Source organism: Rhizobium sp. CF122 (assembly GCF_000282035.1).
Taxonomy (GTDB): Bacteria; Pseudomonadota; Alphaproteobacteria; order Rhizobiales; family Rhizobiaceae; genus Rhizobium.
In genome coordinates, this window is record NZ_AKKA01000008.1 from 230,160 (window position 1) to 255,318 (window position 25,159).

Here is a 25,159-nt window from a genome sequence, read left to right on the forward strand (position 1 = left end):
TGTTGCAATAGGGCAATATCGGAAAAGGATCGTGAATGAAGACCAAGCCGAACAAAACGTCGAGCGAGGACCATCCGCATACCGCACGGCCAGCATTCTTGCAGGATCCGCATGCGGTTCGCGAACCGAAGGTAAACAATCTTGAAATGGCGATCGGCCACGAGGTGCGCGCCTATCGCAAGAAGCTCGGCATCACGGTGACGGATCTGGCCGCGGCGACCGGAATTTCGCTTGGCATGCTTTCGAAAATCGAAAACGGCAATATCTCGCCGTCGCTGACAACGCTGCAATCGCTCTCCCGCGCCCTCGGCGTGCCGCTGACGGCGTTCTTTCGTCGCTTCGAGGAGCAGCGCAATGCCGTCTTCGTCAAGGCGGGGCAGGGCGTGGAGCTGGAGCGGCGCGGCACGCGCGCCGGCCATCAATATAATCTGCTCGGCCACATCGACAATAATTCCAGCGGCGTCATCGTCGAGCCCTATCTCATCACGCTTTCGGCCGATTCCGATGTGTTCCCGACCTTCCAGCACGAGGGCATGGAGTTCCTCTACATGCTCGAAGGCGAGGTGGTCTATCGCCATGGCGATCAGCTTTACCCCATGCAGCCCGGCGACAGCCTGTTCTTCGATGCGGACGCACCGCATGGCCCGGAAGTGCTGGTGAAATTGCCGAGCAAATACCTGTCGATCATCAGCTATCCACAGCGCGGCAAGAATGAATAATTTGCCTACAGAGAAAAAAATATTCTTTTGGGTTGAAATCCAAAAATAGACCTGATAGCCATTTTGCAGACGCGAAATGGAGGGTCTGATCATGTGCGGAATTGTGGGTCTCTTCCTGAAAGACAAAAGCCTCGAGCCGGAGCTCGGCTCGCTTCTTTCGTCAATGCTTGTCACGATGACTGATCGCGGGCCTGATAGCGCGGGCATCGCGATTTACGGCGGCGCCAATGGCAACAAGGCGAAGATCACGATCCAGTCGGCCAGTCCGGCAAAGGATTTCGACGGCCTCGAGCACGAGCTGAGGCGCGCGCTGGATACGTCGGTGTCGGTCGAGGTAAAGAGCACGCATGCCGTTATTGCGCTTGCGAAGGAAAAACTCGACGAGGGCCGGGCGGCGATCGCGACGCTACGGCCCGATGTCCGGGTGATGAGCAGCGGCGATGCCATCGAGATCTACAAGGAGACGGGCCTGCCGAAGGACGTCATCTCGCGTTTCGGTGTAGCCTCCATGTCCGGAACGCATGGCATCGGTCATACCCGCATGGCAACGGAATCGGCCGTGACCACGCTTGGCGCCCATCCGTTTTCAACTGGATCAGACCAATGCCTGGTCCATAACGGTTCCCTTTCCAATCACAATAATCTTCGCCGTGAACTCGTGCGCGAGGGCATGGCCTTCGAAACACAGAACGATTCCGAAGTCGCCGCCGCCTATCTGACGGCCGAGATGGCCAAGGGCAAGGACCTCGGCGAGGCGTTGACCGGTGCGCTCAGCGATCTCGACGGTTTCTTCACCTTCGTCGTCGGCACGAAGTCCGGCTTTGGCGTCGTTCGTGATCCCATTGCCTGCAAGCCGGCCGTCATGGCCGAAACCGATCAATATGTCGCTTTCGGCTCCGAATATCGTGCGCTCGTAAACCTGCCGGGCATCGAGAATGCCTGCATCTGGGAACCGGAGCCGGCCACCGTCTATTTCTGGGATCACGAAAAGGCCGCCTAATCCAGCCTTGGCGCAATCGAGAGAGTTCTTTCATGCCAGTTTTCGATCTATCCGTTACCTCGCTGCGCGAATTTAACAGCATGCTTCACAGCCTTGCAGCCGGCGCCAACGATACCGCCTTCGAAGTCGTCAATCCGCGCGGCCATCATGCGGTCGCCGTCGGCATCGATGCTCCTGTCACCGTCGATATCAGAGGATCCGTCGGCTATTATTGCGCCGGCATGAACGATGGCGGCAACGTCACGGTGCATGGCTCCGCCGGCCCGGGTGTCGCGGAGAACATGATGTCCGGCACCGTCGTCATCGAAGGCGACGCGAGCCAATATGCCGGCGCGACCGGCCAGGGCGGTCTCCTTGTGATCAAGGGCAATGCCGCCTCGCGCTGCGGCATCTCCATGAAGGGCATTGATATCGTCGTTCATGGAAATATTGGCCACATGTCGGCCTTCATGGGGCAGTCGGGCCATCTGGTCGTGCTCGGTGAGGCCGGTGAGGCCCTTGGAGACAGCCTTTACGAAGCCAAGCTTTTCGTTCGTGGCTCGGTCAAGAGCCTCGGCTCGGACTGCATTGAAAAGGAGATGCGCCCGGAGCATCTCGAAAAGCTTTCCGAGCTTCTCCACAGGGCCGGCGTGAGAGGCGTCAGGCCGGAAGAGTTCAAGCGCTACGGATCGGCGCGCCAGCTCTATAATTTCAACATCGACAACGCCGATGCGTATTGAGGCGAGGGAGACACTATGAGCTATCACAATCCCTTTACGCCGCCGCGCAAGTCCGCCACATTCGACGACCATACGCTTGCTGAGATCCGTCGTGCGGCGGCAACCGGCATCTACGACATTCGCGGTGCCGGCACGAAGCGCAAGGTGCCGCATTTCGACGACCTTCTTTTCCTCGGTGCATCGATCTCGCGCTATCCGCTCGAGGGCTACCGCGAGAAGTGCGACACGTCGGTCGTTCTCGGCAGCCGCTTTGCCAAAAAGCCCATCATGCTCAAGACTCCGATTACCATTGCCGGCATGAGCTTCGGCGCGCTGTCGGGCAATGCCAAGGAAGCGCTCGGGCGCGGCGCCACGCTTGCGGGTACGTCTACCACGACGGGCGACGGCGGCATGACCGACGAGGAGCGCGGCCATTCGCAGACGCTCGTCTATCAGTATCTTCCTTCGCGCTACGGCATGAATCCGAGGGACTTGCGGCGTGCAGATGCGATCGAGGTGGTGGTCGGCCAGGGCGCGAAGCCCGGCGGCGGCGGCATGCTGCTCGGCCAGAAGATTTCCGATCGCGTCGCCAATATGCGCAATCTGCCGAAAGGCATCGACCAGCGCTCGGCCTGCCGGCATCCGGACTGGACCGGTCCGGACGATCTTGAGATCAAGATCATGGAACTGCGCGAAATCACCGATTGGGAAAAGCCCATTTACGTGAAGGTCGGTGGCGCGCGTCCCTATTACGATACGGCTTTGGCCGTGAAGGCCGGTGCCGATGTCGTCGTCCTCGACGGCATGCAGGGCGGTACGGCCGCGACCCAGGACGTCTTCATCGAGAATGTCGGCATGCCGACGCTTGCCTGCATCCGTCCCGCCGTTCAGGCGCTGCAGGATCTCGGCATGCACCGCAAGGTGCAATTGATCATATCCGGCGGCATTCGTTCCGGTGCGGATGTGGCAAAGGCGCTTGCGCTTGGCGCCGATGCGGTCGCTATCGGTACGGCAGCGCTGGTCGCGATCGGCGACAACGATCCGCGCTGGGAGGAAGAATATCAGAAGCTTGGCACCACCGCTGGCGCCTATGACGACTGGCACGAAGGCAAGGATCCGGCCGGCATCACGACCCAGGACCCGGAACTTGCCGCGCGGCTCGACCCGGTTGCGGCTGGCCGTCGTCTTGCCAACTATCTCAAGGTGATGACGCTCGAAGCGCAGACGATTGCGCGTGCCTGCGGCAAGAACCATCTGCATAATCTGGAGCCGGAGGATCTCTGCGCGCTGACCATGGAAGCTGCTGCCATGGCGCAGATCCCGCTTGCGGGCACCAACTGGTATCCGGGCAAGGGAGGCTACTGAATTTCACCGCCGGGCAGAAATGCCCGGCGGCATCCCGTCAAAAACGAAGTGTCTCTAAGAAATCCAAAGGGGAACGAGAATGACACTGGACCTTGCTGCTTTTGCGAAAGACAAGGGCATCAAATATTTCATGATCAGCTATACCGATCTGTTTTCCGGCCAGCGCGCCAAGCTTGTGCCGGCGCAGGCGATCGCGGGCATGCAGGAAGAGGGCGCGGGCTTTGCCGGTTTCGCCACCTGGCTCGACATGACGCCCGCCCATCCGGACCTCTTCGCAGTGCCGGACCCATCCTCCGTCATCCAGCTCCCATGGAAGAAGGATGTTGCCTGGGTCGCGGCCGATTTGCTGATGGATGGCGAGCTGGTCGCCCAGGCGCCGCGCAATGTTTTGAAGAAGCTGGTCAAGGAAGCCGGGGCCGAGGGCAAGCGGGTCAAGACCGGCGTCGAAGCCGAATTCTTCCTGATCACAGCTGACGGCGGGAAAATCTCGGATGAATACGATACCGCCGAGAAGCCCTGCTACGATCAGCAGGCCGTTATGCGCCGTTACGATGTCATTGCCGAGATCTGCGATTACATGCTGGAACTGGGGTGGAAACCCTACCAGAACGACCACGAGGACGCCAACGGCCAGTTCGAGATGAACTGGGAGTATGACGACGCACTGCGCACGGCCGACAAGCATTCCTTCTTCAAGTTCATGGTCAAGTCGGTTGCTGAGAAGCATGGCTTGCGCGCCACCTTCATGCCGAAGCCTTTCAAGGGCCTGACCGGCAATGGCTGCCATTGCCATATCTCGGTGTGGAGCAATGACGGCAGGACCAACATCTTCGCCGACAGGGAAGCGGAATTCGGCCTCTCGGCGGAGGGGAGGCACTTCCTTGGCGGCATCATGAAACATGCTTCGTCGCTTGCCGCCATCACCAATCCGACGGTCAACTCCTATAAGCGCATCAACGCGCCGCGTACGACGTCGGGCGCCACCTGGTCGCCGAACACGGTGACCTGGACCGGCAATAACCGCACCCATATGGTGCGCGTGCCAGGCCCCGGCCGCTTCGAGCTGCGCCTGCCGGATGGTGCGGTCAACCCGTACCTGCTCCAGGCGATCATCATTGCCGCCGGCCTTGACGGCATTCGCAACAAGGCCGATCCCGGCCCGCATCACGATATCGACATGTATGCCGAAGGCCATCTGGTGAAGGATGCGCCGCGCCTGCCGCTCAACCTGCTTGATGCATTGCGCGCCTATGATGCCGACGAGGGCCTGAAGGCAGCGATCGGGTCCGAATTCTCCGCCGCCTATCTCAAGCTCAAGCAGCAGGAATGGAATTCCTACTGCTCGCATTTCACGCAGTGGGAGCGCGAGACTACGCTTGACGTCTGAGCCAGTGGCCCGACAATTGAAAAGCGCGACGCAAAAGGCCGGAACCGGGAACCCGGCCAATGACAGTCTGCGCGCTTCGAATGGCAAGGGAAGAGACAGCATGATGAAATTCGTATTGACCGTATCGTGCCGCTCGACGCGTGGGATCGTTGCGGCGATATCGAACTATCTGGCCAATCAGGGCTGCAACATCGTCGACAGTTCGCAGTTCGACGATCTCGATACCGGCAAGTTCTTCATGCGGGTGAGCTTCATCTCCGAGGAAGGTGTGGGGCAGGAGACACTGATCGACGGCTTCAAGCCGATCGCCGGCAAGTTCGAGATGGAGGCTGAGATCCACGATGCCCACAAGCGCATGAAGGTGCTTTTGATGGTGTCGCGCTTTGGCCATTGCCTCAACGACCTGCTGTATCGCTGGAAGATCGGTGCGCTGCCGATCGACATCGTCGGCGTGGTTTCCAATCATTTCGACTACCAGAAGGTGGTCGTCAATCACGACATTCCCTTCCACCACATCAAGGTGACGAAGGACAACAAGCAGCAGGCCGAAGCGCAACTGCTGGAGCTCGTCGAGCAGACCGGCACCGAACTGATCGTGCTTGCCCGCTATATGCAGGTGCTGTCGGACGCGCTCTGCAAGAAGATGTCGGGCCGGATCATCAACATCCACCATTCCTTCCTACCGAGCTTCAAGGGGGCCAACCCCTACAAGCAGGCCTATGAGCGTGGTGTGAAGCTGATTGGCGCCACGGCGCATTATGTAACCGCCGACCTCGATGAAGGCCCGATCATCGAGCAGGATACGGCGCGCATCACCCACGCCCAAAGCGCCGACGATTACGTATCCATCGGCCGCGACGTCGAGAGCCAGGTGCTGGCCCGCGCCATCCATGCGCATATCCACTACCGCACCTTCCTCAACGGCAACCGCACCATCGTCTTCCCAGCCAGCCCGGGAAGCTATGCTTCTGAGCGCATGGGGTGAGCGATGGGCAAGGTCATCGACGGCAAGCAGGTGGCGGCTTCGGTCATTGATGCGGTAAAGACGGCAACGTCGGCGCTGGAAAAGGAGACGGGTGTGAAGACGGGCCTTGCCGTCGTCATCGTTGGCGACGATCCGGCCAGTCACACCTATGTGAATTCCAAGAGCAAGATGGCCAAGGAGTGCGGTTTCAACTCGATCCAGCACACGTTGCCGGCGGAGACGACGCAAGGCGAGCTTGCTGGCCTCGTGCGGTCGCTGAACGAAGACCCGTCCATCCATGGCATCCTGGTGCAGCTGCCGCTGCCGAAGGATCTGGATGCCGATGCGATCATCCAGTCGATCCGGCCGGAGAAGGACGTCGATGGTCTGCATGTGGTCAATGCCGGCAAGCTTGCGACCGGCGATCTCGCAACCGGCCTGATCTCCTGCACGCCGGCCGGCGCCATGCTTCTCGTGCGCTCCATCAATGGCGAGGACCTGTCGGGGCTGAATGCCGTCGTCATCGGCCGCTCCAACCTGTTCGGCAAGCCGATGGCGCAATTGCTGCTCCATGCCAATGCGACGGTGGCCATGGCGCATTCGCGCACGAAGGATCTGGCGACCGTGGCACGCGGCGCCGATATCCTGGTGGCTGCGGTCGGCCGTCCGGAGATGGTCAAGGCCGACTGGATCAAACCGGGAGCGACGGTCATCGATGTCGGTATCAACCGCATTGCCGCACCCGAGCGGGGCGAGGGCAAGAGCCGGCTGGTGGGCGATGTCGCCTATGCAGAAGCCTCGGATCTTGCCGCTGCGATCACGCCGGTGCCGGGCGGTGTCGGACCGATGACGATTGCCATGCTGATGGCCAATACCGTCGTTGCCGCCCATCGCGCCGCGGGAAGGCAGCCGCCGACGTTTTGAGGGAAAATCCATCTAAACGACGACAAAAACCATTCGGGTCGACTTGCCAAGACACGAAAGCCGATTATAGTCAGGAAATAAATATTCCATAGAAGAAAATGAGGGAACGAAATGACGTTATCTTGGCGTTTTTCCGCCTTGGCGGACCGACATCGCGCTCTGGGCTCGAAGCTTGAGGACTGGAGCGGAATGGGCACCGCCTGGACCTACGATAAGGACATGTCCGAAGAGCATGTCGCGGTCCGGACAAAAGCCGGCATCATGGACGTTTCGGGGCTGAAAAAGGTTCATCTCGTCGGCCCGCATGCCATCGCCGTCCTCGACTACATAACCACCCGCGACATGACGAAGATCTATCCCGGCCGCTCGGTTTATGCCGCGATGTTGAATGACCGCGGCCATTTCACAGACGATTGCATTGTCTATCGTACTGGCCCGAATTCCTGGATGCTGGTGCATGGCTCGGGCTCCGGCCACGAAGAGATCGTCAAGCAGGCGGCAGGTCGCAATTGCGCCGTGCTTTTCGACGACGACCTGCACGATCTTTCGCTGCAGGGGCCGATCGCGGTCGATTATCTCGCCAAATATGTACCTGGCATTCGCGATCTCAAATATTTCCACCATATGCAGACCACGCTCTTTGGCGCACCTGTGATGATCTCGCGCACCGGCTATACCGGCGAGCGCGGTTATGAAATCTTCGTGCGCGGTCAGGATGCCGTCATGGTCTGGGACCGGATCGTCGCCGAAGGCGAAGATATGGGAATTATTCCTTGCTGCTTCAGCGTCCTCGACATGCTGCGCGTCGAAAGTTATCTGCTCTTTTATCCCTACGACAATTCTCAGATGTATCCCTTTGCCGATCAGCCGCCAGGCGACAGTCTTTGGGAACTCGGCCTCGACTTCACGGTCAGTCCCGGCAAGACCGGCTTCCGCGGCGCTGAGGAACATGCGCGCCTGAAAGGGAAGGAACGCTTCAAGATTTTCGGCATGCTGATCGATGCCGACGGCCCCGCCGACCTCGGCGACGAGGTCGTTGCCGACGGAAAGAAGGTCGGTGTCATCACCTGCACGAGCTATTCCACGCTGACCAAGAAATCCATGGCGATCGCCCGTCTCGACGTCGATAAGGCCGTGCAGGGCACAAAGCTCGAGGTTCGTGGCAAGAACGTCAAAGCCAGTGCAATTGCGCACACGCTGCCATTCGACGATCCGGAAAAAAAGAAGCGGACCGCGATCGGTTAGGGAGCGCGCCATGCTTGTTGAAGGCATTAAGAGCCGACCCGTCTACAGGGGCCTGATCATCCAGCCAACGGCACGCAAGCATATTTTCGCTCTGGAAGGCGAGGGCGCGCTGGCTCTTATCGAGCAGCAGGCTGCGCTTGACGAAACGGGACTTGCTCGCAGCGAAGTCCTCTATGTTGCGCGCGGCTCGCAGGGCAAGGGCCATGATGAGATCCTGCGCAGGCTCGGCGTCGATATGTTCTTCGCAGCGCCGACGATTGCGACGCTGCTCTTTCGCCTCAAAGGTTCGCTCGCCACCGCCCGTATGGGCACGCGACTTTATATTGCCGGCACCGAAGGCTTTATCGGCCAGGCAATGATGGTGGCGCTTGATTACGGCATGGACCATGCCTCGATCATGACGGAGCATCGTGGCTCGCTGGCGCGTCGCGTGCAGTGCGTCCACTGCAAGGGCATTAGCGAGGATGTCACCCACAGCCCCTTTGCCTGCGGTCACTGCGCACTTCCGCTCTTGGTGCGCGACCATTATTCGCGCCGGCTCGGAGCCTTTCAGGGGGTCAACATCGATGCGGAAGAGCCGGGCAGCGCCCCTGATCCGGAGGAGTTGTTCCTATGAGCGGTGGTACTGAAATTCCCGTCCGCGTGACGAAGGTGACGCCGATCGCGCATCGGATCAAACGCTTCCGCTTCGAACGCCTCGATGGCAAGCCGATGCCTTATTTCTCCGGCGGTGCGCACGTGATCGTCTCGATGAACGACGAAGGGCATATCAGACGCAACGCTTATTCGCTGATGTCGCCGCCGCATGATTGCTCGGGCTATGAGGTCAGCGTGCTGCATGTCGAGGATTCGCGCGGCGGCTCCAGCTTCATGCATGAGAAGGTCAGCGAAGGCCACGAGCTCAGGGTGAGCTATCCAGTCAACCTCTTCCAGCCGGATTGGCGTGGCCGCAAGCATCTGCTGATTGCCGGCGGCATTGGCATTACGCCCTTCATCGCCATGATGGAGCAGTTTTCCCGCGAGGGTGCCAATTTCGAGCTGCATTATGCGGTGCGTTCGCTCGATCGCGGAGCCTATTGCCAGGACGTCGTCGCGCGCTATGGCGCGCAGCGGGTGAAGATCTATTGCGATGCCGATCGCAATTTTATTCCCGTTGCCCGCCTGCTCGAGAGCCAGCCGCTCGGTACGCATCTCTATGTCTGCGGCCCGGCCGGCATGATCGATGGCGTGCTAAGGACGGGTCTGGAGGCCGGCTGGCCAGAGCAGAACCTGCATTCTGAACGCTTCCTCTCCTCAAGACCCGGCAAGCCGTTCTCGATCAAACTGACGCGCTCCGGCAAGACGGTGCATGTCGGCCATCACGAGAGCATGCTGGACGCAATCGAGGCGGCGGGTGTCGACGCGCCCTTCCTCTGCCGCGGCGGAGCCTGCGGACAGTGCGAGACGGTGGTTGCCGCCTGCGAGGGCAAGCTCTTGCACCACGACGTCTATCTGACCGATGAAGAAAAGGCTTCCGGCCGCAAGGTGATGATCTGTGTCTCCCGCTTCGAGGGAAACACGCTGCATCTCGACCTCTAGGCATCGGGCCGAACCAGGAGAACGGACATGGCAATCGCCTTCAAGCAGGAAACCTTCCGGGACGATTTCAGCTACCGGAACAGTCCGGAAAACATCCGGCGCTTTCCGTTCCCCTTCGATCGCGACGAGTACATGTATTCCGTCAACATGGAACCGCATGTGAAGGGGCAGGCGGGCACCGTCTACGAAAGCCTGATCGATGTCGATGAGCATTATGTCGCCGAGATGCACGATCGGGCGCTGGTGCTGAAGGAAGATCCGCTGCGCTATCAGGCGCTGCCGCATATGATGACGGCGCAATGGGATACGCTGGAGCTGCTGATGGAGGAGCAGGCCGCCGGTTACCCCGAGCATTTCACGCTGATCAAGAACGGCGACCAGTGGCGCTGGATCAACCGGCCGCTCGGCATCGACGATAGCTTCACCTTCGGCGATGCTTCAACGCTGCCCTACGAGCCCTTCGAATATATCACCCGCCAGGCCCAGGGTGACTTCTGCATCGTCGACCAGCGCGACGGCAACCTGTGGATGGATGCCGGCATGGTGACGACGCAGGCCGACTGGTCGCTTGATTTCGACATCGGCATGAATTTCATGGAATGGCACGGGCCGGTGCCGCTTGCCCATCAGATCGGCGTCTTCGACCGCGCGCTGAAGTTCCTCCTGAACCTACAGCAGGGCAAGCCGACGCGGCGCTTCAACTGGACGATGACCATCAATCCCCGCCTCGATACCAGTCCTGAGAACTATCCCAAATGGGGTCCTGACCGCACGACCGTGACGCCAGCGAATGTCGGGGAGAAGGTGCATCTGCGCGTCGAGTTGCAGAGCCTTTGGCGTCTGCCGCGTTCGAACGCCATTCTCTTCGTCATCCGCTGCTATCTGATGAACATGAACGAGCTCGTGACCGTGCCGAAGTGGGCGCGCCGCTTTCCGCGCGTGCTACGCACCCTGCCGCCGGAGCTCATCGACTACAAAGGCCTGACGCGCTACCGCCAGACGACGATCGACTGGCTTTCGACATATGACGACGGGGCTCCCACAGGCCCCGGCATCTTCCCGGATTGATCCCGGCCGCCGCGCCAAATGACTGCATGCGATAAGAACTTCGATAAAATCGAGAAGGGGAATGCTTCATGACAAGAGTTGCCGTTATCGGTGCCGGACCATCGGGACTCGCTCAATTGCGGGCCTTCCAATCGGCTGCCAAGAAGGGTGCCGACATTCCGCAAGTCGTGTGCTTCGAAAAGCAGTCGGACTGGGGAGGGCTTTGGAATTATACTTGGCGCACCGGCCTCGACGAATATGGTGAGCCGGTTCACGGCAGCATGTATCGTTACCTCTGGTCGAACGGCCCGAAGGAATGCCTGGAATTTGCCGATTATTCGTTCGAGGAACATTTCGGCAAGCCGATCGCCTCCTATCCGCCGCGCGCCGTGCTGTGGGACTATATCAAGGGCCGCGTCGACAAGGCGGATGTGCGCAAATGGGTCCGCTTCAGCACGCCGGTACGCATGGTGCGTTTCGACGAGGAAACGAAGAAATTCACGGTAACAGCGCACGACCGCGTCGAAGACCGCATGTATGACGAGGAATTCGACTATGTCGTCGTCGCCACCGGGCACTTCTCGACGCCGAACGTTCCCTATTTCGAGGGTGTGAAGACCTTCAACGGCCGTGTGCTGCATGCCCATGACTTCCGCGATGCGCTGGAATTCAAGGGCAAGGACATCCTCATCGTCGGCCGCAGCTATTCGGCCGAAGACATTGGCTCGCAATGCTGGAAATACGGCGCCAAATCGGTGACGACGAGCTACCGCTCGAAGCCGATGGGCTTCAAATGGCCGGAGAATTTCGAGGAACGGCCGCTACTGACCAAGCTCGAAAACAAGACCGCTTATTTCCTCGATGGTTCGAGCAAGCAGGTCGATGCGCTGATCCTGTGCACCGGATACCAGCACCATTTTCCTTTCCTGCCGGACGAGTTGCGCCTGAAGACCGCAAACCGGCTGTGGGCCGACGGTCTCTACAAAGGCGTGATCTTCGACAAGAATCCGCAGCTCTTCTATATCGGCATGCAGGACCAGTTTTACACCTTCAACATGTTCGACGTGCAGGCCTGGTGGGCGCGCGATGTCATGATGGGCCGCATCGAGCTGCCGCCGGAAGAGGAACTGAAGGCGAATTTCGATATGTGGCGTGCCCGCGAGGAGACGCTGGAAGATGCCGAGCAGATGATCTGGTATCAGGGCGACTATGTGAAGGAGCTGCTTGCCGAGACCGACTATCCGAGCTTCGACATCGAAGGCACGAACAGGACCTTCATGGAGTGGGAGCACCACAAGGCGGAAAACATCATGGGTTTCCGCGACCATGCCTATCGCTCACTGATGACCGGCAATCTGTCGCCGAAGCATCACACGCCCTGGGTCGAAGCGCTCGACGACTCGATGGAGGAATATCTGCGTAACTGAGGATCTCGTAAGACTGCGTAACCGGGAGGCCGTTCGTCGCGGCCCTTTCCGGTGTGTTTGAAACAAGACGAAGCACCTTGATCTGCAACTCTTTTTCTTCGGGCATGGTCTTCATGGATTTCCAAACGAGCGTTCTCGGCCGCATGAGCGGCTTTCTCTATCGTTGCCGCGCCGATGAGAACTATACGATGCTGGAAATGACCGATGGCATCGAGCGCGTCTTCGGCTATCGCGCCGACGAGATCATCGGCAACCGCACGCGGTCCTTCACCTCCATCATGTGCGAGGAGGACGTGCCGATCATGGACGAGGTTGTCGGCAAGGCGTTGGAGAGCCGCACCGACTGGACGATGGAATATCGGATACGCCACAGTGACGGTCATTTCATCTGGGTCACGGAGACTGGCGGCGGCGTATGGGATGAAGCGGGCGCGCTGCTCTATCTCGAAGGCAGCATCATCAATATCGAATCGCTCTATCGGCGTATCGACGAACAGACCGCGGATATGCGGGTCACCGCCTCCAAGACCGGCGAAATTCTGCAGTCTCTGCGCTACCTGAAATTGCTTGCGGTCAATGCCGGCATAGAGGCGGCAAGAGCCGGAACGGCTGGGTCCGGCTTTGCCGTGCTGGCGGCGGAGATGCGCTCTCTCGCCAACTCTTCGGAGGAGGCCGCACGGGCGATCTCGAATGCGCAGCGCAAAACGGAGTAGCCGATTAGGACCGCGGCCGCGTCTTTTGCGGATCGTAGTGTGAGAGCGGCACGATGACGGCCGGCAAGCGTTTCTGCTGGCCGTCGAGCTTGCCAATCTCAACCGCGGTGCCGACGCCTGCATGAGTCACGTCGATGCGGGCAAGCGCGATCGTCTTGGCGAGGATCGGTGAGCGTGTGGCGCTGGTGACGACGCCGACCTGTGCTCGGCCAATATGAACACAATCGCCATGGCCGACCGCTTCATTGGCCTGGACATCTAGCCCGACCAGAAGGTGGCGTGGGTTCTCCTTGCGGCGGATAAGTGCGTCGCGGCCGATGAAATCATCCTGCTTGGATTTCAGCGGCACGGTGAAGCCGATGCCGGCCTCGAAGGGATCCGTCTGGTCGGTGAATTCGTGATGGGCGAAGATCAGTCCCGCCTCGATGCGAACCATGTCGAGGGCTTCGAGACCCATGGGCTTCAGACCGTGCGGTTGCCCCGCCTGCCAGATGGCGTCGAAGACGGTCAAAGCATCCTTGGGATGGCAGAAAATCTCGTAGCCGAGCTCACCGGTGTAACCCGTGCGCGAGACGACGACGGGAGCGCCCTCGAAGTCGCCGATGCGGCCAACGGCGAAGCGGAACCATTCCAGTTCGCCGATCGTCGGCTGGCGCGGCGCCGTCCAGATGATCTCCTTCACGATGTCGCGGCTCTTCGGTCCCTGCACGGCGATATTGTGCATCTGGTCGGTCGATGAGCGTACCCAGGCCTTGAAGCCCTTCTTCTCAGCCTGCTCGCGCAGCCAGATGCCGCTGTAGTCGTCGCCGCCGATCCAGCGGAAATTCTTGTCGCCGAGCCGGAAGAGCGTGCCGTCGTCGATCATGCCGCCGTTTTCATAGCACATGGCTGAATAGACGACCTGGCCGGTCGATAGCTTGCGGACATCGCGTGTCAGGCAATATTGCAGCAGCTCTTCGGCATCCGGCCCCGTCACCTCGAACTTGCGAAGTGGCGAGAGATCGATGACGGCAGCATGTTCACGGCAGGCCCAATATTCCTCGACCGGGCCTTCGGCGGCAAAGCGGTTCGGCAGCCAGTAGCCGCGATATTCGGTGTAGTCCCGCGTCAGTGCGCAGAGGCGAGGGTGGAACGCGGTTTCGCGCGTCAGTTCGGCGTCGGCGTCAGGGGTCATGCGATAGGCTACCGCTCGTGAGAATTTCTCTTTTCCGGAAAAGGTGCGGACGTGAATATCCGTCGGGTCCCAGCCATTCGCCGCGTCGATATCGTCGGGGCAGGAGGAGGAGACGCAGACGAGATCGGTCAGCGCCCGCATCAGTACATAGTCGCCCGGCCGCGACCAAGGTTCGTCGAGATAGAGCTGATTATTGTGGTCGATATTGGTGTTGTAGAAGTAGTTGAGCGCTTCCCAGCCCTTGCGGCCGGCAATGCCATAGGGCGCCAGCGCCGCGTTGAAGTTGTCGGTGCAATTGACGTGGCCAGGATAGCCCATATCGTCATAATAACGGGAATTGCAGGCGGTCGCGAAGGCGTCGTGACGCCCGACCGTATCCTGCACGATTTCCACCAGCGGTTCGAAGTCGCGATCGAAGGCTTTCGAGGGCAGGCCGGGCGCGGGATAGCTGCGGCCGAGCAGAGTGCGGGTGATGGTGGCATCGAGCGCGAGATCCAACCCCTTGTCCACCTTGCGGGCAGCAAAGGCCTGGAAGTCGGTGCACTGCCGGCCGTAGACGTCGATGATCTGGATGAATTCGCCGGCGCGCACGAAGTAGGCGGACGCCGTGGCCGCCCTGATACGGATATCCTCGATTGGGTCTGCCAGCGGTTCCGGCAAGGCGGAGGCATAGTCGCGGATGAATTGGCTGCGCCGAATTCTAATCTCGATCGGCGTCGTGGTGTCCTGTGCCTCCGGTGACATGGCATCGCCCGGTGCCGTGACGATCAACAGGCCTGTCAGCGCAATCGTGAACTCGGCCGTGCTGCCGGCAGGCGATGCCGTTCCAAGGATACGAAAAGCCCCGGCTTTCGAGAGATCGGCGCCACGGCGTTGCAATGCTGCGCGGGTTCTTGCCGCGCTCTCGTCGCTGGAAGAGAGGATGGATTTCAGCCCTTCCGCAGCATGGGTGAAGGCCGTTCCCAAGCCGGCGGCCTGGAACTTGCCCGTCGTATCGAGGAAGGACAGTTCGCAGGCCTGTCCGCCCTCGCTGTCGGTCACCGTGATATGATCACCCGGCTCGACGCGCATAACGAGCGATCCGCCACCCTTGCAGCGGTAGCGTTCTGTATTCGGCGGCAATGTCGCGATGCCCGGATAGCGGATTATGCTCGCCGAAGGGGGCCGCACTCCGGCGATCGTCGGATGGAGATCTCGCATGCAATCCTCTCGGCGGAGCGATGTGCCTCCCGGCACTCGATTCATGCTGACAAAACGCCTCCCGAAAGTAAAGGGATGTTGACTAAAAAGAAAATATATTTACTTTCTATAAAGGGCCTAGACTGGAAATCCGCGCGCAGACGCGGCTCACGAAAACCTCCAGCAAGCCCGAAATGCCATGGGAGGCACGTTCAAGGAGACGTACGAAAGTTACGTTCGGAACAAAAACGGGGAACTTCATCGATGACTGATATTGTGGACGCCAGCGTTTCCGCTGGCACCGAAGGTAAGCTTATACGCGCGCTCGACTGGAAGGGCGCGTTCTGGGTTGCTGCGGGCGTGCCGCCGCTCGTTCTTTTCTCCATCGGCGGTATCGCCGGAACAACGGGCAAGCTCGCCTTCGCCGTGTGGATCATCTCGATGATCATGGGATTTCTGCAATCTTTCACCTACGCCGAAATTGCTGGCATGTTTGCCAACAAGTCCGGCGGCGCCTCCGTCTACGGTGCGACTGCCTGGTTGCGCTATTCGAAGTTCATCGCGCCACTCTCGGTCTGGTGCAATTGGTTTGCCTGGTCGCCGGTGCTGTCGCTGGGTTGTGCCATCGCAGCCGGCTATATTCTCAATGCCTTTTTCCCGATCCCGGCGGCGGACTCGCAGGCCGTCATCACCTGGATCAGCGCGCATGCCACGTCCATAGCGGCCGATAGCCCGCGCGTTGCTGAATATATGGCAGCTCACGCCGGCACGTCGCCACAGGATGCTGTAAGCGCGTTGCTCAGCGCCGATGGCGTTGCCGCGCTGACGCCAGCCATCCGCAACTGGTCTCTCGTCAGCTTCAACATTCCATTCCTCGCGACCGCCAACATCAACGCCACCTTCTTCATCGGTGGGATCCTGATGCTGATCATCTTCGCGATCCAGCATCGCGGCATTTCTGAGACGGCAAGCGTGCAGAAGTGGCTCGCGATCATCGTTCTCGTGCCGTTGCTGATCATCGGTGTCTATCCGATCGTCAGCGGCCAGATCATTGCCTCCAACGTCACCGGCCTCGTGCCGCCGACAGCCGCCTATGCCGGCACCGACGGTACCTGGAGCAATGGCGGCTGGACGCTCTTCCTCGGCGGCCTCTATATCGCTGCCTGGTCGACCTATGGTTTTGAGACCGCCGTCTGCTATACGCGCGAGCTCAAGAATCCGAAGACCGACACGTTCAAGGCGATTTTCTATTCCGGTCTTGCCTGCTGCCTGTTCTTCTTCCTCGTGCCCTTCGCCTTCCAGGGCGTGCTCGGCCATGCCGGCATGTTGGCGCCGGGCATCGTAGATGGCACCGGTGTAGGCGAAGCGCTCGGTGGCCTGATCGGCGCCGGCAGGATCGTCACGCAGCTGCTCGTCATCCTGATGATCCTGGCGCTGTTCCTCGCGATCATGACCGCGATGGCCGGTTCCTCACGCACGCTCTATCAGGGCTCGAAGGACGGCTGGCTGCCGAAATATCTCGACCATGTGAACGAGAATGGCGCACCGACCAGGGCAATGTGGACGGACTTCGCCTTTAACCTCGCCCTTCTCGCCATTGCATCTGACACCAGCGGCTATTTCTTCGTGCTCGCCGTCTCCAACGTCGGTTACATCATCTTCAACTTCCTCAATCTCAATTCCGGCTGGATCCACCGCATCGACTCCGGCCATATCGGGCGTCCGTGGAAGGCGCCGACCTGGCTCATCGGCCTCAACACCGTTCTCGCTTTCGTCAATGCGCTCTTCCTCGGTGCCGGCGCCAAGGTCTGGGGTTACGCGAACGCGCTCTGGATCGGCTTCGCTTTCGCCGCGTTGATCCTGCCGGTTTTCGCCTACAGGCACTATGTGCGCGACGGCGGCAAGTTCCCTGCCGGGGCGATGGAGGATCTGGGCCTGGTCGGACTGGATCTAGGTGTGAAGAAGGCAGGTATTCTGCCATATCTGGCGCTTGCCGGCGGCCTCGCAATCGTGCTGATCGCCAATTGGTTTTTCCAACTGCCAGGATAGCGCAAGGCGAGGGCAGAACCAGCATCTTCCCGTCACTTGATTTATCCTCGGCAGTTGCGCATCTCGTAGATGCCCGGGCCGGGGAGGATGGGGATCTTGCGCGAATGGTTGCCGGGGATGACCGCCCCGGCACCGGTCTGGGGAATGATCTGGTCAAGCATTGCTGTCATAAGCTTTATCGGGCGCTCCACAAAAGGGCCGGCGCCCCGGCAACTGCTTTTGTGCTGCCTGCACATCCAGTCAGCACGCTTACCAACGATCCAAGACCAGCAAGAGTTTTTTTGGAGAATCTACACCAAGTGCAACATGGGCATGTAAAGGGTAGGGGATTAGCCGCATTCACGCAAATGCGCCATGAAGACCTCCGCCGGTGTTTTGTAGCCCAAGCACTTTCTTGGCAGCGAATTCAGGTGATGAGCGAGGTCGACGAGCTGCTGCTGAGCGACGTTGGACAGATCCGTATCGCCTGGCATGAAGCGTCGAATGCGCTTGTTGGTGTTCTCGACAGCGCCTTTTTGCCAGGGCGAATTGGGATCGCAGAACCAGCTTCTGGCGCCGATCCCATCTTCCAAAGCCCGAAAGCCGCGAAACTCGGTACCGCGGTCGAAGGTGAAACTCTGGCGGGCGAAGGCCGGCAAAGGTGAGAACGCATCGATGATCTTGTCAATGATTGGCCGCGAGTGCCGGCTGCGGTTCTTGATCATCACCGTATAGCGGCTCTTGCGCTCGACGAGCGAGGTGACGTTGGTATCTCCGAGTTCACGCCGGGCGATCAGGAGATCGCCCTCCCAATGCCCGAACTGTGAACGATCACCAATAAAATCAGGGCGTTGGGAGATTCTGTAGTCAAGCGGGATCAAGTCCAGCGCCGCATTGCGAAACTCCTCGCTGTGGCGCCGATTGCTTGGTCTCGATCACTTCTTCGAAACCAGGCCGGCTGGACCATCCTGGTCATAGGCCTGCAGCAGCCTGTGCATCTGACTTCGACTGAGGTCGAGCAGTTCGGCAGCCGATGCTGGCGCGGGGCCGAGGGAGCGCCTTCGCCGCCCTGGCCCTGTGTTTCCTCGCCGTCATCCTCGCTGGCATCGGAGCCTGGTATTTCTATCAGCGGCCCAGCCTTCCCACCGGTCCGGCGACGCTGGCAGTTCTGCCGCTCTCGAACATGAGCGGAGACACATCGCTGCAGTATTTTGCCGACAGAACGACAGAGGACCTCATCGCCGGTTTGTCACGATCACCTTACATCAAGGTCATCGCAAGAACATCCACCGATGTGTACAAGGACCAAAGACATTGGGAACGCTTGTTTCCAACGACATGGAGGGCCGCCCCGCGATGGCCGTTGATTTCACGTCAAATGGCGCTCCGGCTTTGACAAACCCCTTGTCGTCGACCTCGATGGCGGGCGGAAGCCAAGAAGTATTGGGGTCCGCTCCTATGAACATGAAAACCCGCCTGAGCTTGAAGACTCGTTCCGTCTTTTCCGTCAGGTCTTCCATCGTAGCCTCGAGGCCTGACTGGCTGTCTTCGGCCAGCGACGTGATCTCGCACCCGACATGGAGTTCGACGTTCGGCAGAGCGGAAATCCTGTCGATAAGAGATCACGCGATCGAAAGCGTGAAGTTTTCTGTAGTTCTCTCTGGAGGACTCCTCCCGAACGCAATTTTGGCCGTGGAGCAGGCCCATGACCTCTGGCGAGACAGCTTGCCAGCCCGTTCCGTAGCGGACGTCAATATCGATAGCAACGGTCGAAGCGCCCAGCCCCACTACCGAAGCTGCGCCTTACCTTCCGATTTGTGACGCCGCCAACATCAGTTCCTGAGTGTTCGGGGCGCCGAATAGGCCGCCATCGAATACCTCGTTGGAAGTCCAGCGAACGACGCCATCGCGGTCCAGCAAGAAATGGCCGACGAGCTGCCCCATGCCGGTGGCCATCATCTGTTGATCCGCTTCCGTGATATCGTAGCTGTCCTTCTTGTTCAGATATTCGAGCGCCGCAAACGGGTCCATCGGTTCCGGCATCTCGCCCGGCAAGTCGACCCGCATCGACTTCACATCGCTCATCGAAACCTTTTGCGGCCATGCGCTCTCGTCTTCGGTGATCTGCATATTCGGCAATCCAAAGGCGCGGTGTGAAGTCCGCTCCGGATCGGATGCCGCGAGCAGGCCGAGCATCGGATTGTACCGCAGATAGAGGCGCGCCCGCTCCATGGGCGTGTTGACCACTGTCAGGCTTTCGATGCCCTTCTCTTTGAGGGCTGGGGTGAGTTGCAAAAGCATGGTGATATGGCGCCTGCAAAAAGGACAATGGAGACCTCGATACAGCCCAACCAGCAGTGGTTTCTCGCCTCGGAAATCGTCGATGGCGATCTTGCCCTCGCGGGTAATCGCGTCGAGCACGACATTGGGCGCCGTTTCGCCAGGTTGCAGCGGGCCTATGTTGAGACGTTCTGACATGCTGATCCCTCCTTGCGGGTCAATCTACAACGGAAGTGCGGGCGGAGGGCTTGAGCCCATATGCGGCACATACGTCCCTGGGCATGCTGAAATCGCGGTCGGCCTTAGGACAGCGTCGAGGTCGGCGTCGATAGTCCATATATAACACGGAGAGGGCGGACGCTAGTTCTTACGGAGGGCAACGCTTTTGCTATATGGCGCCCCACGGGCCGAGCAGGCTCTTGATACCCAGGTGCGCCAAGGTCTGGAAGTGCCCGATTTCGCTGAGGCTGTCGTCAAGTCTGACACGTAGCGCTTCCTTGACTGAAATTGGGTCGCCGAATTGCAAAAGAGATTTGTGGGCCGACATTGATAGACGGCGGAGCGACGCCCGCCGCCAGGGCGCGGACGGCTCATCCCACCAAAACGTAACCTAAGCGGCGCGTCGTTGAGGGAAATGGAGACCCGAACGGGCTCGACGAGGGTCCACGGCGGTCACAATGTTGTGGTGGTGATCGCAGTAGACGCGATCCGGCGATGTTGGCCCAGCACAAAAGCGGTAACCGCCGGGTATTGGCCGACAGCATCGAGTGGGTCTACCTGGAGAAGCCGCACTATCTGATGCCTGACGACGCGGTCGGGAACGAAGCTTTTGCCGTCACTAGGGACGCGATGAAGGCGGACAAGGTCGTTGGCGTTTCGAAGCTCGTCATGGGCCGCCGCGAGCGTGCCGTCATCCTCGAACCCCGCGACGAAGGCATTGTTCTGTGGTCGTTGCGTTTCGGCGACGAGGTACGGCCGGAAGAGGGTTACTTCGAGGACATCGAGGTCGAAGCCGATCCCGATCTCGTTCCCCTTGTCCAGAAACTCATCAAGCAGAAGTCGGCCCGCTGGTCGACAAACATGGTCAGCGACCCGATCCAGACCAGCCTGCTGAAGCTGATCGAGGAGAAGAAGAAGCTACTGAAGCCCGAGAAGACGGCAAAGGGCAAAGCAGCGCAGCGCCCGCATCGAACGTCGTCAATATCGTGGACGCTTTGAAGAAGAGCATTCAAGCCGTCCTCAAAGGGCGAAAGGCCGGGTGATATCATGCATCTGACAAACACCAAGGTAGCCCATGAAAACGCCGGCTGGCGGATCGACTTCGTCGGCGATGACGGCGACGCGGTCACGGTACACGTTGCCGACGGCGCGTATCTGGACGAAGAAACCGCGGTGGAGCGCGCTCGAGCAATATTGGTTCAGTTGACTGCGTACGGCACGCGCGGGGGCGGCAGGAGCCTTAATACATACGATGCTGTCAGCAACGGTAACTTGGACGACGCCCAGCCGCTGTTGGACACCCATCATTAGCCCCGCAGGGCTCCTAGTGAGCAGGCCGAGGAGGGGCCAGTACGGGTTGCCGGCTGAATGGTCAGACTACCATTGTGGAAATCGCGGGCTGCTGGGCTAGAAGGTCCGCCAAAATTCGGAGGGCGCGTGTAAGCTCCTCAAGGTTCAACGGAGCGCCAAGCGCAAGTCGTATGGCTTCGGGCGCGGACGCAATTGCAAAGGCGTCGCTGGTTACGATACCGATCCCTATCGAACGCAATCTGGAAACCAGTTCGCCTCGCGTCCAAGGCTCGGGAACCTTCAGCCACACGTGGAAGCCGCCCGGAGAGGATTCAAAATCGAACGGAAGGATCGCCTTGACGGCGTCCAGGCGCTTCCCAGTCTCCTTGACTATTTCGCCTCTGACAACATCCGCTACTCCCGTCTCTATCCATTGAGACGCTAGAGCGCTCGTGAGCGGAGAAACAATTGACGCCGAGGCGCGGATCGCGTTGGCCACCCGATGCGTACGACCTTCCGGTACGGCGACATATGCGACCCGAAGGGCGGGAGACAGGCACTTGGATAAGCTGGCCACATGATAGACCGCCTCGGGCAGCAGCGCTGCAAGTGGCGGTGGCGGGGCCGAGACAAGGCCGCTATACGCATCGTCCTCGATAATCGGCACGCCATACGTCCGCGCAATGTTTACGAGATCGTGCCGCCTCTGAACGGACAATGTCCGTGTCGTCGGATTTTGAAGCGTTGGCATACAATAGAGCGCTTTCGGCTTCGTCTCCTTGCATGCCTGCGCAAAGGCGCCCGGAACAAGCCCATGATCGTCCATTGCGATCGGAGCCAATTTGACCCTGAGATGAGATGCGATCGAGCGGAATCCAGGGTAGGTGAGTTCTTCCGCGCAGACGACATCGCCGGGTTCTGTCAGCACGCTGAGAATGGCGTGAAGCGCTCCCTGCGCGCCTGAGGCGACTACCACTCGATCAGCCGGTATCCCTGGAATCCGTCTTGAGAGCCAGGACGCGGCGACGATACGATCCTCCATGATGCCGCCGGGTTCCTGGTACCTTAGCAGGAGGTCCAAGCCCTGTTCCTGAAGCTCTTTCGCGCCATCCCACATTCTCTGTTCAAGGACGGGATCGAGAAACCTCGGCGGCAGGTTCATGCTCATGTCGACGACGCCAGAGGGCTGCTGTGTTGGGCGCGCACCGCGCTTTGATCGCACGTATGTCCCTTGACCCACCTTGCCTTCAATCAGGCCACGACTGCGGGCCTCCGAGTAGGCTCGGCTGACTGTGGTGAAGTCGATGCCAAGGTCGTCAGCAAGTTTGCGCTGCGTTGGAAGCCTCACCCCTTCGGCCAATCTACCGCTTGCGATGTCCTCCGCCAAAGCATCCGCAATCGACAAATAAATGGGTCCCTCACGGGTGGCAAGCTGAGGTGTCCAAGATGTAGAAGTCATCGATTGTCCATTCAATTAAACAAATATATGGATATTATATGGATGGCGAACTAGCCTGCTTGTCAAGCAAATTGAAGCCTGGATGAACAGGAAGCCGAAACTCGAAGCCATCATAGCGTTCATGAAGCTGCATGGCAGCTATCGCACGTTCATTGAGATCGAACGACTGACTGGAGATTCGCTGAGGCGCTCTGGCACGGTCTTGGAGGCCTCGTTCGGGCCGGAGCAAACTCTGCGACAATTTGTAAGATGGAGCACTTGAATGGATATTTGTATGTATAAATGCATTCAATCAATCTTGGAAAGATGACGCAATGACTACGGAATGGCCTCCATTGCCGCCCATACAAACGGGCCTGCGTGGTCTGTGCCCCCAATGTGGACAAGGGCACCTTTTCGACGGCTTTCTTACTGTGAAGCCCAAATGCGAAGTTTGTGGCCTCGACTACTCCTTCGCCGATCCAGCGGATGGCCCCGCGTTCTTCGTAATCTGCTTCACATGCGTACCGGCAGTGGCAGTGGCATGCTGGATCGAGGTCGCCTATTCCCCCTCGATGTGGGTGCACCTATTCACGTCCCTCCCGCTGGTACTTCTAGCTTGTCTTTTGCCTCTCCGGCCGCTGAAGGGCTGGCTCATCAACAGCCAGTTCTTCTTCAAGGCGGAAGAGGGAAAGATCGACCACGACTACGTTCGGCCGAAGTCGTGAGGTAGTGCTCCTCACGAGTGAATAGTGTTGTGTCAACTAATACCTGGGAATGTTCAAAATGGATTGGTTCATTGCCTTCTTCCTTCCGTTCAAGCTTCTCGTGTTAGGCACGGGCATGTATTTCGCCATCAAGTGGCATTACGATCAAGGGGAGAATGGGGAGAGAGGCGCGGTGCTACGCACGGGCGGCAAGATGGCCGCAGTCTTCGTCTTATTGCTCGTATGCGTGGGACTCTTCACTTTCGTCCTTAGCAGGATGGTCGGTTTGGACTTGAGCTTCCCATGATGGCATCATTGATTTGATGAGCCCCTGAATTCAACGTCGACCACATTTACGCATCCAGCGCCTTTGACATGGCCGAAGCAACGTCCCGCCTCTATTTCGTGCCTACGTCACAACGTTCCGCGGTGTAGGGCTGAACGGCAGCGGCTACTCGCGCCACGGCTTCTACGGCAACAACTGCTCGCGGATGAACGTGTCGGGCGACTTTTCGAGCAACGCGGGACGCGGTGTCGTAACTACCGGCACCAGCGCTGCTAATGTCTTCCATGGCTGCCTGACGGCGAGCAACGTCACGGGCAACTACAGCCTAGCCACAACAGCAGGCCTTTTTCGGTTAGCACATGTTGACGCTAGGCAGATCGGCAAAGAACTGGGCGTTCGCTACATCGTCGAGGGCAGCGTCCGAAAGAGCGGCGACCAGTTCGAATTGTTGCGCAGTTGATTGTTTCCGAGGCCATTATTTTTACGAGCGCTTCACAAAGGAAGATAACGAACGTGCCATTCAAGCATGGGCGGAGGGGCTCGCCAAATTTCCGGATTCTGCGCTGTTGAAGATCAAGCTGGGCTGGGGGTACGACCAGCGATACATTGGAGGCTGGAGTTCCGATCCGAAGGATCTGGAGACGGCGTTCCGCTATGCACAGGAAGGTCTTGCGGGCAATCTCCCTCCTCTTGGGAAGGGGCTTGGCCATTGGCTGATGGCGGATCTGCTGGCCATCTACAAAAGGGATTTCGACAAGGCGATGGACGAGCTTGATCTGGTGCGTCGCCTCATGCCGAATGATCTGGCGCCAATCATCGGCGAAGGAAACATCCCTGTCCAAGCCGGCAAGCCGGAAATCGCGATCGCGGCGCTCAAGGACATCACGCCGCAAGATCCCGAGGCGATGTACCGCTTTGCCTTTCTCAGTTGGGCGTATTTCGCCGTCAAGGACTATGAGAAATCCATCGAGGCCGCCAAACGGGCGCCGGAGCCGATGCCGAGCTATTCGCTGGTCTTCATGGCCGCGAGCTACGCACAGTTGGGCAAGATCACGGAAGCGCAGGACACCGTGAAGCAGATCCTCGCCGCCATTCCTGACGCCTCGCTGTGGCGCCGATTGCTTGGTCTCGATCGCTTCTTCGAAATCAGGCCGGCCGCACCGGAATGGTCATAGGCCTGCAGCAGCCTGTGCAGCTGACTTCGGCTGAGTCCAAGCAGCTCGGCGGCTTGGACAACACTTAGGCGTCGATCACGGATCTTCTGAATGACTTCGAGGCGATGCAATTCTTTCTGCGACATGGTGATCAAACAGGGCATGACGACTCCGACCGCTCATGGTCTCGACCAGGCTGAAGGTCGCCATCCTTGCTCCCAACGTTGGCTTTGACCAGTGCGTCGAGAGGCGAGACTGTCGCATCTCTAACTGGCCCAACTGTCGCATTACTAAATAGCCCTTACACCCAGAAGTCAGATAAGATAACTTATGGAAC

At 59.3% G+C, this 25,159-nt stretch carries 22 protein-coding genes and 4 pseudogenes; 19 read left to right on the forward strand and 7 right to left on the reverse strand.

Going from position 1 to position 25,159, the window contains the following annotated elements; genetic code table 11:
• Positions 1–35 precede the first annotated feature (35 nt).
• From PMI09_RS01505 to PMI09_RS32490, 13 genes are all read left to right on the forward strand, one after another.
• The gene (locus tag PMI09_RS01505; RefSeq protein WP_007788169.1) at positions 36–719 is read left to right on the forward strand and encodes a helix-turn-helix domain-containing protein; all 684 of its coding nucleotides are present in this window, start codon (positions 36–38) and stop codon (positions 717–719) included.
• Positions 720–810: 91 nt separating this feature from the next.
• Positions 811–1,719, forward strand: a complete 909-nt coding sequence (locus PMI09_RS01510; RefSeq protein ID WP_007788170.1) for a class II glutamine amidotransferase — start codon at positions 811–813, stop codon at positions 1,717–1,719.
• Between the two features lie 32 nt (positions 1,720–1,751).
• Positions 1,752–2,438 (forward strand): GXGXG domain-containing protein, encoded by a 687-nt coding sequence (locus PMI09_RS01515; RefSeq protein ID WP_007788171.1) that lies wholly within the window; start codon positions 1,752–1,754, stop codon positions 2,436–2,438.
• A 15-nt stretch (positions 2,439–2,453) separates the two neighbouring features.
• Positions 2,454–3,782 (forward strand): FMN-binding glutamate synthase family protein, encoded by a 1,329-nt coding sequence (locus PMI09_RS01520; protein WP_007788172.1) that lies wholly within the window; start codon positions 2,454–2,456, stop codon positions 3,780–3,782.
• A gap of 79 nt (positions 3,783–3,861) precedes the next feature.
• Positions 3,862–5,169 carry a type III glutamate--ammonia ligase gene (gene glnT, locus PMI09_RS01525; RefSeq protein WP_007788174.1) on the forward strand — a complete coding sequence of 436 codons (1,308 nt, stop codon included), beginning with the start codon at positions 3,862–3,864 and terminating at the stop codon, positions 5,167–5,169.
• Between the two features lie 100 nt (positions 5,170–5,269).
• Entirely contained in the window at positions 5,270–6,154 is an 885-nt protein-coding gene (gene purU, locus PMI09_RS01530) for a formyltetrahydrofolate deformylase (RefSeq protein ID WP_007788175.1), read from the forward strand.
• 3 nt (positions 6,155–6,157) lie between these two features.
• Entirely contained in the window at positions 6,158–7,057 is a 900-nt protein-coding gene (gene folD, locus PMI09_RS01535; protein WP_007788176.1) for a bifunctional methylenetetrahydrofolate dehydrogenase/methenyltetrahydrofolate cyclohydrolase FolD, read from the forward strand.
• Positions 7,058–7,168: 111 nt separating this feature from the next.
• A complete protein-coding gene (locus PMI09_RS01540) occupies positions 7,169–8,302 on the forward strand; it encodes an aminomethyltransferase family protein (RefSeq protein ID WP_007788177.1) in 1,134 nt (377 codons plus the stop codon).
• Between the two features lie 10 nt (positions 8,303–8,312).
• Complete coding sequence (locus PMI09_RS01545) at positions 8,313–8,918, forward strand: dimethylamine monooxygenase subunit DmmA family protein (RefSeq protein ID WP_007788178.1); 606 nt, start codon at positions 8,313–8,315, stop codon at positions 8,916–8,918.
• Positions 8,915–9,880 (forward strand): PDR/VanB family oxidoreductase, encoded by a 966-nt coding sequence (locus PMI09_RS01550; protein WP_007788180.1) that lies wholly within the window; start codon positions 8,915–8,917, stop codon positions 9,878–9,880. Before PMI09_RS01545 ends, PMI09_RS01550 begins: the two co-directional genes overlap by 4 nt.
• 27 nt (positions 9,881–9,907) lie before the next feature.
• Positions 9,908–10,948, forward strand: coding sequence for a heme-dependent oxidative N-demethylase family protein (locus PMI09_RS01555; RefSeq protein WP_007788181.1), 1,041 nt, complete (start codon positions 9,908–9,910; stop codon positions 10,946–10,948).
• Between the two features lie 68 nt (positions 10,949–11,016).
• Positions 11,017–12,354: an NAD(P)-binding domain-containing protein gene (locus PMI09_RS01560; protein ID WP_007788182.1), complete on the forward strand. Its 1,338-nt coding sequence runs from the start codon at positions 11,017–11,019 to the stop codon at positions 12,352–12,354.
• Positions 12,355–12,467: 113 nt separating this feature from the next.
• Positions 12,468–13,067: a methyl-accepting chemotaxis protein gene (locus tag PMI09_RS32490; protein ID WP_037081587.1), complete on the forward strand. Its 600-nt coding sequence runs from the start codon at positions 12,468–12,470 to the stop codon at positions 13,065–13,067.
• 4 nt (positions 13,068–13,071) lie between these two features.
• Here PMI09_RS32490 and PMI09_RS01570 read toward each other — a convergent pair whose 3' ends face one another.
• Positions 13,072–15,441 (reverse strand): DUF1989 domain-containing protein, encoded by a 2,370-nt coding sequence (locus tag PMI09_RS01570; RefSeq protein ID WP_007788184.1) that lies wholly within the window; start codon positions 15,439–15,441, stop codon positions 13,072–13,074.
• Positions 15,442–15,684: 243 nt separating this feature from the next.
• Between PMI09_RS01570 and PMI09_RS01575 the strand changes: the two genes are divergently transcribed.
• Complete coding sequence (locus PMI09_RS01575) at positions 15,685–17,469, forward strand: APC family permease (RefSeq protein WP_007788185.1); 1,785 nt, start codon at positions 15,685–15,687, stop codon at positions 17,467–17,469.
• 41 nt (positions 17,470–17,510) lie between these two features.
• Here PMI09_RS01575 and PMI09_RS32495 read toward each other — a convergent pair whose 3' ends face one another.
• From PMI09_RS32495 to PMI09_RS01590, 4 genes and pseudogenes are all read right to left on the reverse strand, one after another.
• Positions 17,511–17,639 carry a hypothetical protein gene (locus PMI09_RS32495; protein WP_274533069.1) on the reverse strand — a complete coding sequence of 43 codons (129 nt, stop codon included), beginning with the start codon at positions 17,637–17,639 and terminating at the stop codon, positions 17,511–17,513.
• 159 nt (positions 17,640–17,798) lie between these two features.
• Positions 17,799–18,317, reverse strand: a pseudogene (locus PMI09_RS01580) (IS30 family transposase); the annotation flags it as partial.
• A gap of 6 nt (positions 18,318–18,323) precedes the next feature.
• Positions 18,324–18,479: pseudogene (locus PMI09_RS31625) on the reverse strand (helix-turn-helix domain-containing protein); the annotation flags it as partial.
• A 772-nt stretch (positions 18,480–19,251) separates the two neighbouring features.
• Positions 19,252–19,926, reverse strand: a complete 675-nt coding sequence (locus PMI09_RS01590; RefSeq protein WP_007788190.1) for a peroxiredoxin-like family protein — start codon at positions 19,924–19,926, stop codon at positions 19,252–19,254.
• A gap of 549 nt (positions 19,927–20,475) precedes the next feature.
• Here PMI09_RS01590 and PMI09_RS01595 point away from each other — a divergent pair.
• Together PMI09_RS01595 and PMI09_RS01600 are read left to right on the forward strand one after the other, a co-directional pair.
• Positions 20,476–20,990 (forward strand): annotated as a pseudogene (locus PMI09_RS01595) (Ku protein); the annotation flags it as partial.
• A gap of 4 nt (positions 20,991–20,994) precedes the next feature.
• A complete protein-coding gene (locus PMI09_RS01600) occupies positions 20,995–21,258 on the forward strand; it encodes a hypothetical protein (protein WP_007788192.1) in 264 nt (87 codons plus the stop codon).
• Between the two features lie 61 nt (positions 21,259–21,319).
• Here the strand turns inward: PMI09_RS01600 and PMI09_RS01605 are convergent, their stop codons facing one another.
• Positions 21,320–22,696, reverse strand: a complete 1,377-nt coding sequence (locus PMI09_RS01605) for an aminotransferase-like domain-containing protein (protein WP_007788193.1) — start codon at positions 22,694–22,696, stop codon at positions 21,320–21,322.
• Between the two features lie 314 nt (positions 22,697–23,010).
• Between PMI09_RS01605 and PMI09_RS01615 the strand changes: the two genes are divergently transcribed.
• The 3 genes from PMI09_RS01615 (at position 23,011) to PMI09_RS32745 (ending at position 24,843) form a co-directional block, all read left to right on the forward strand.
• Entirely contained in the window at positions 23,011–23,403 is a 393-nt protein-coding gene (locus PMI09_RS01615; RefSeq protein ID WP_007788194.1) for a DUF983 domain-containing protein, read from the forward strand.
• 58 nt (positions 23,404–23,461) lie between these two features.
• Positions 23,462–23,689: a hypothetical protein gene (locus tag PMI09_RS01620; RefSeq protein ID WP_007788196.1), complete on the forward strand. Its 228-nt coding sequence runs from the start codon at positions 23,462–23,464 to the stop codon at positions 23,687–23,689.
• Between the two features lie 545 nt (positions 23,690–24,234).
• A complete protein-coding gene (locus PMI09_RS32745) occupies positions 24,235–24,843 on the forward strand; it encodes a hypothetical protein (protein ID WP_007788201.1) in 609 nt (202 codons plus the stop codon).
• On the opposite strand, the pseudogene PMI09_RS29925 reads toward PMI09_RS32745, so the two are convergent.
• A pseudogene (locus PMI09_RS29925) lies at positions 24,753–24,986 on the reverse strand (helix-turn-helix domain-containing protein); the annotation flags it as partial. The gene PMI09_RS32745 and the pseudogene PMI09_RS29925 sit on opposite strands and share 91 nt — an antisense overlap.
• Positions 24,987–25,159 lie beyond the last annotated feature (173 nt).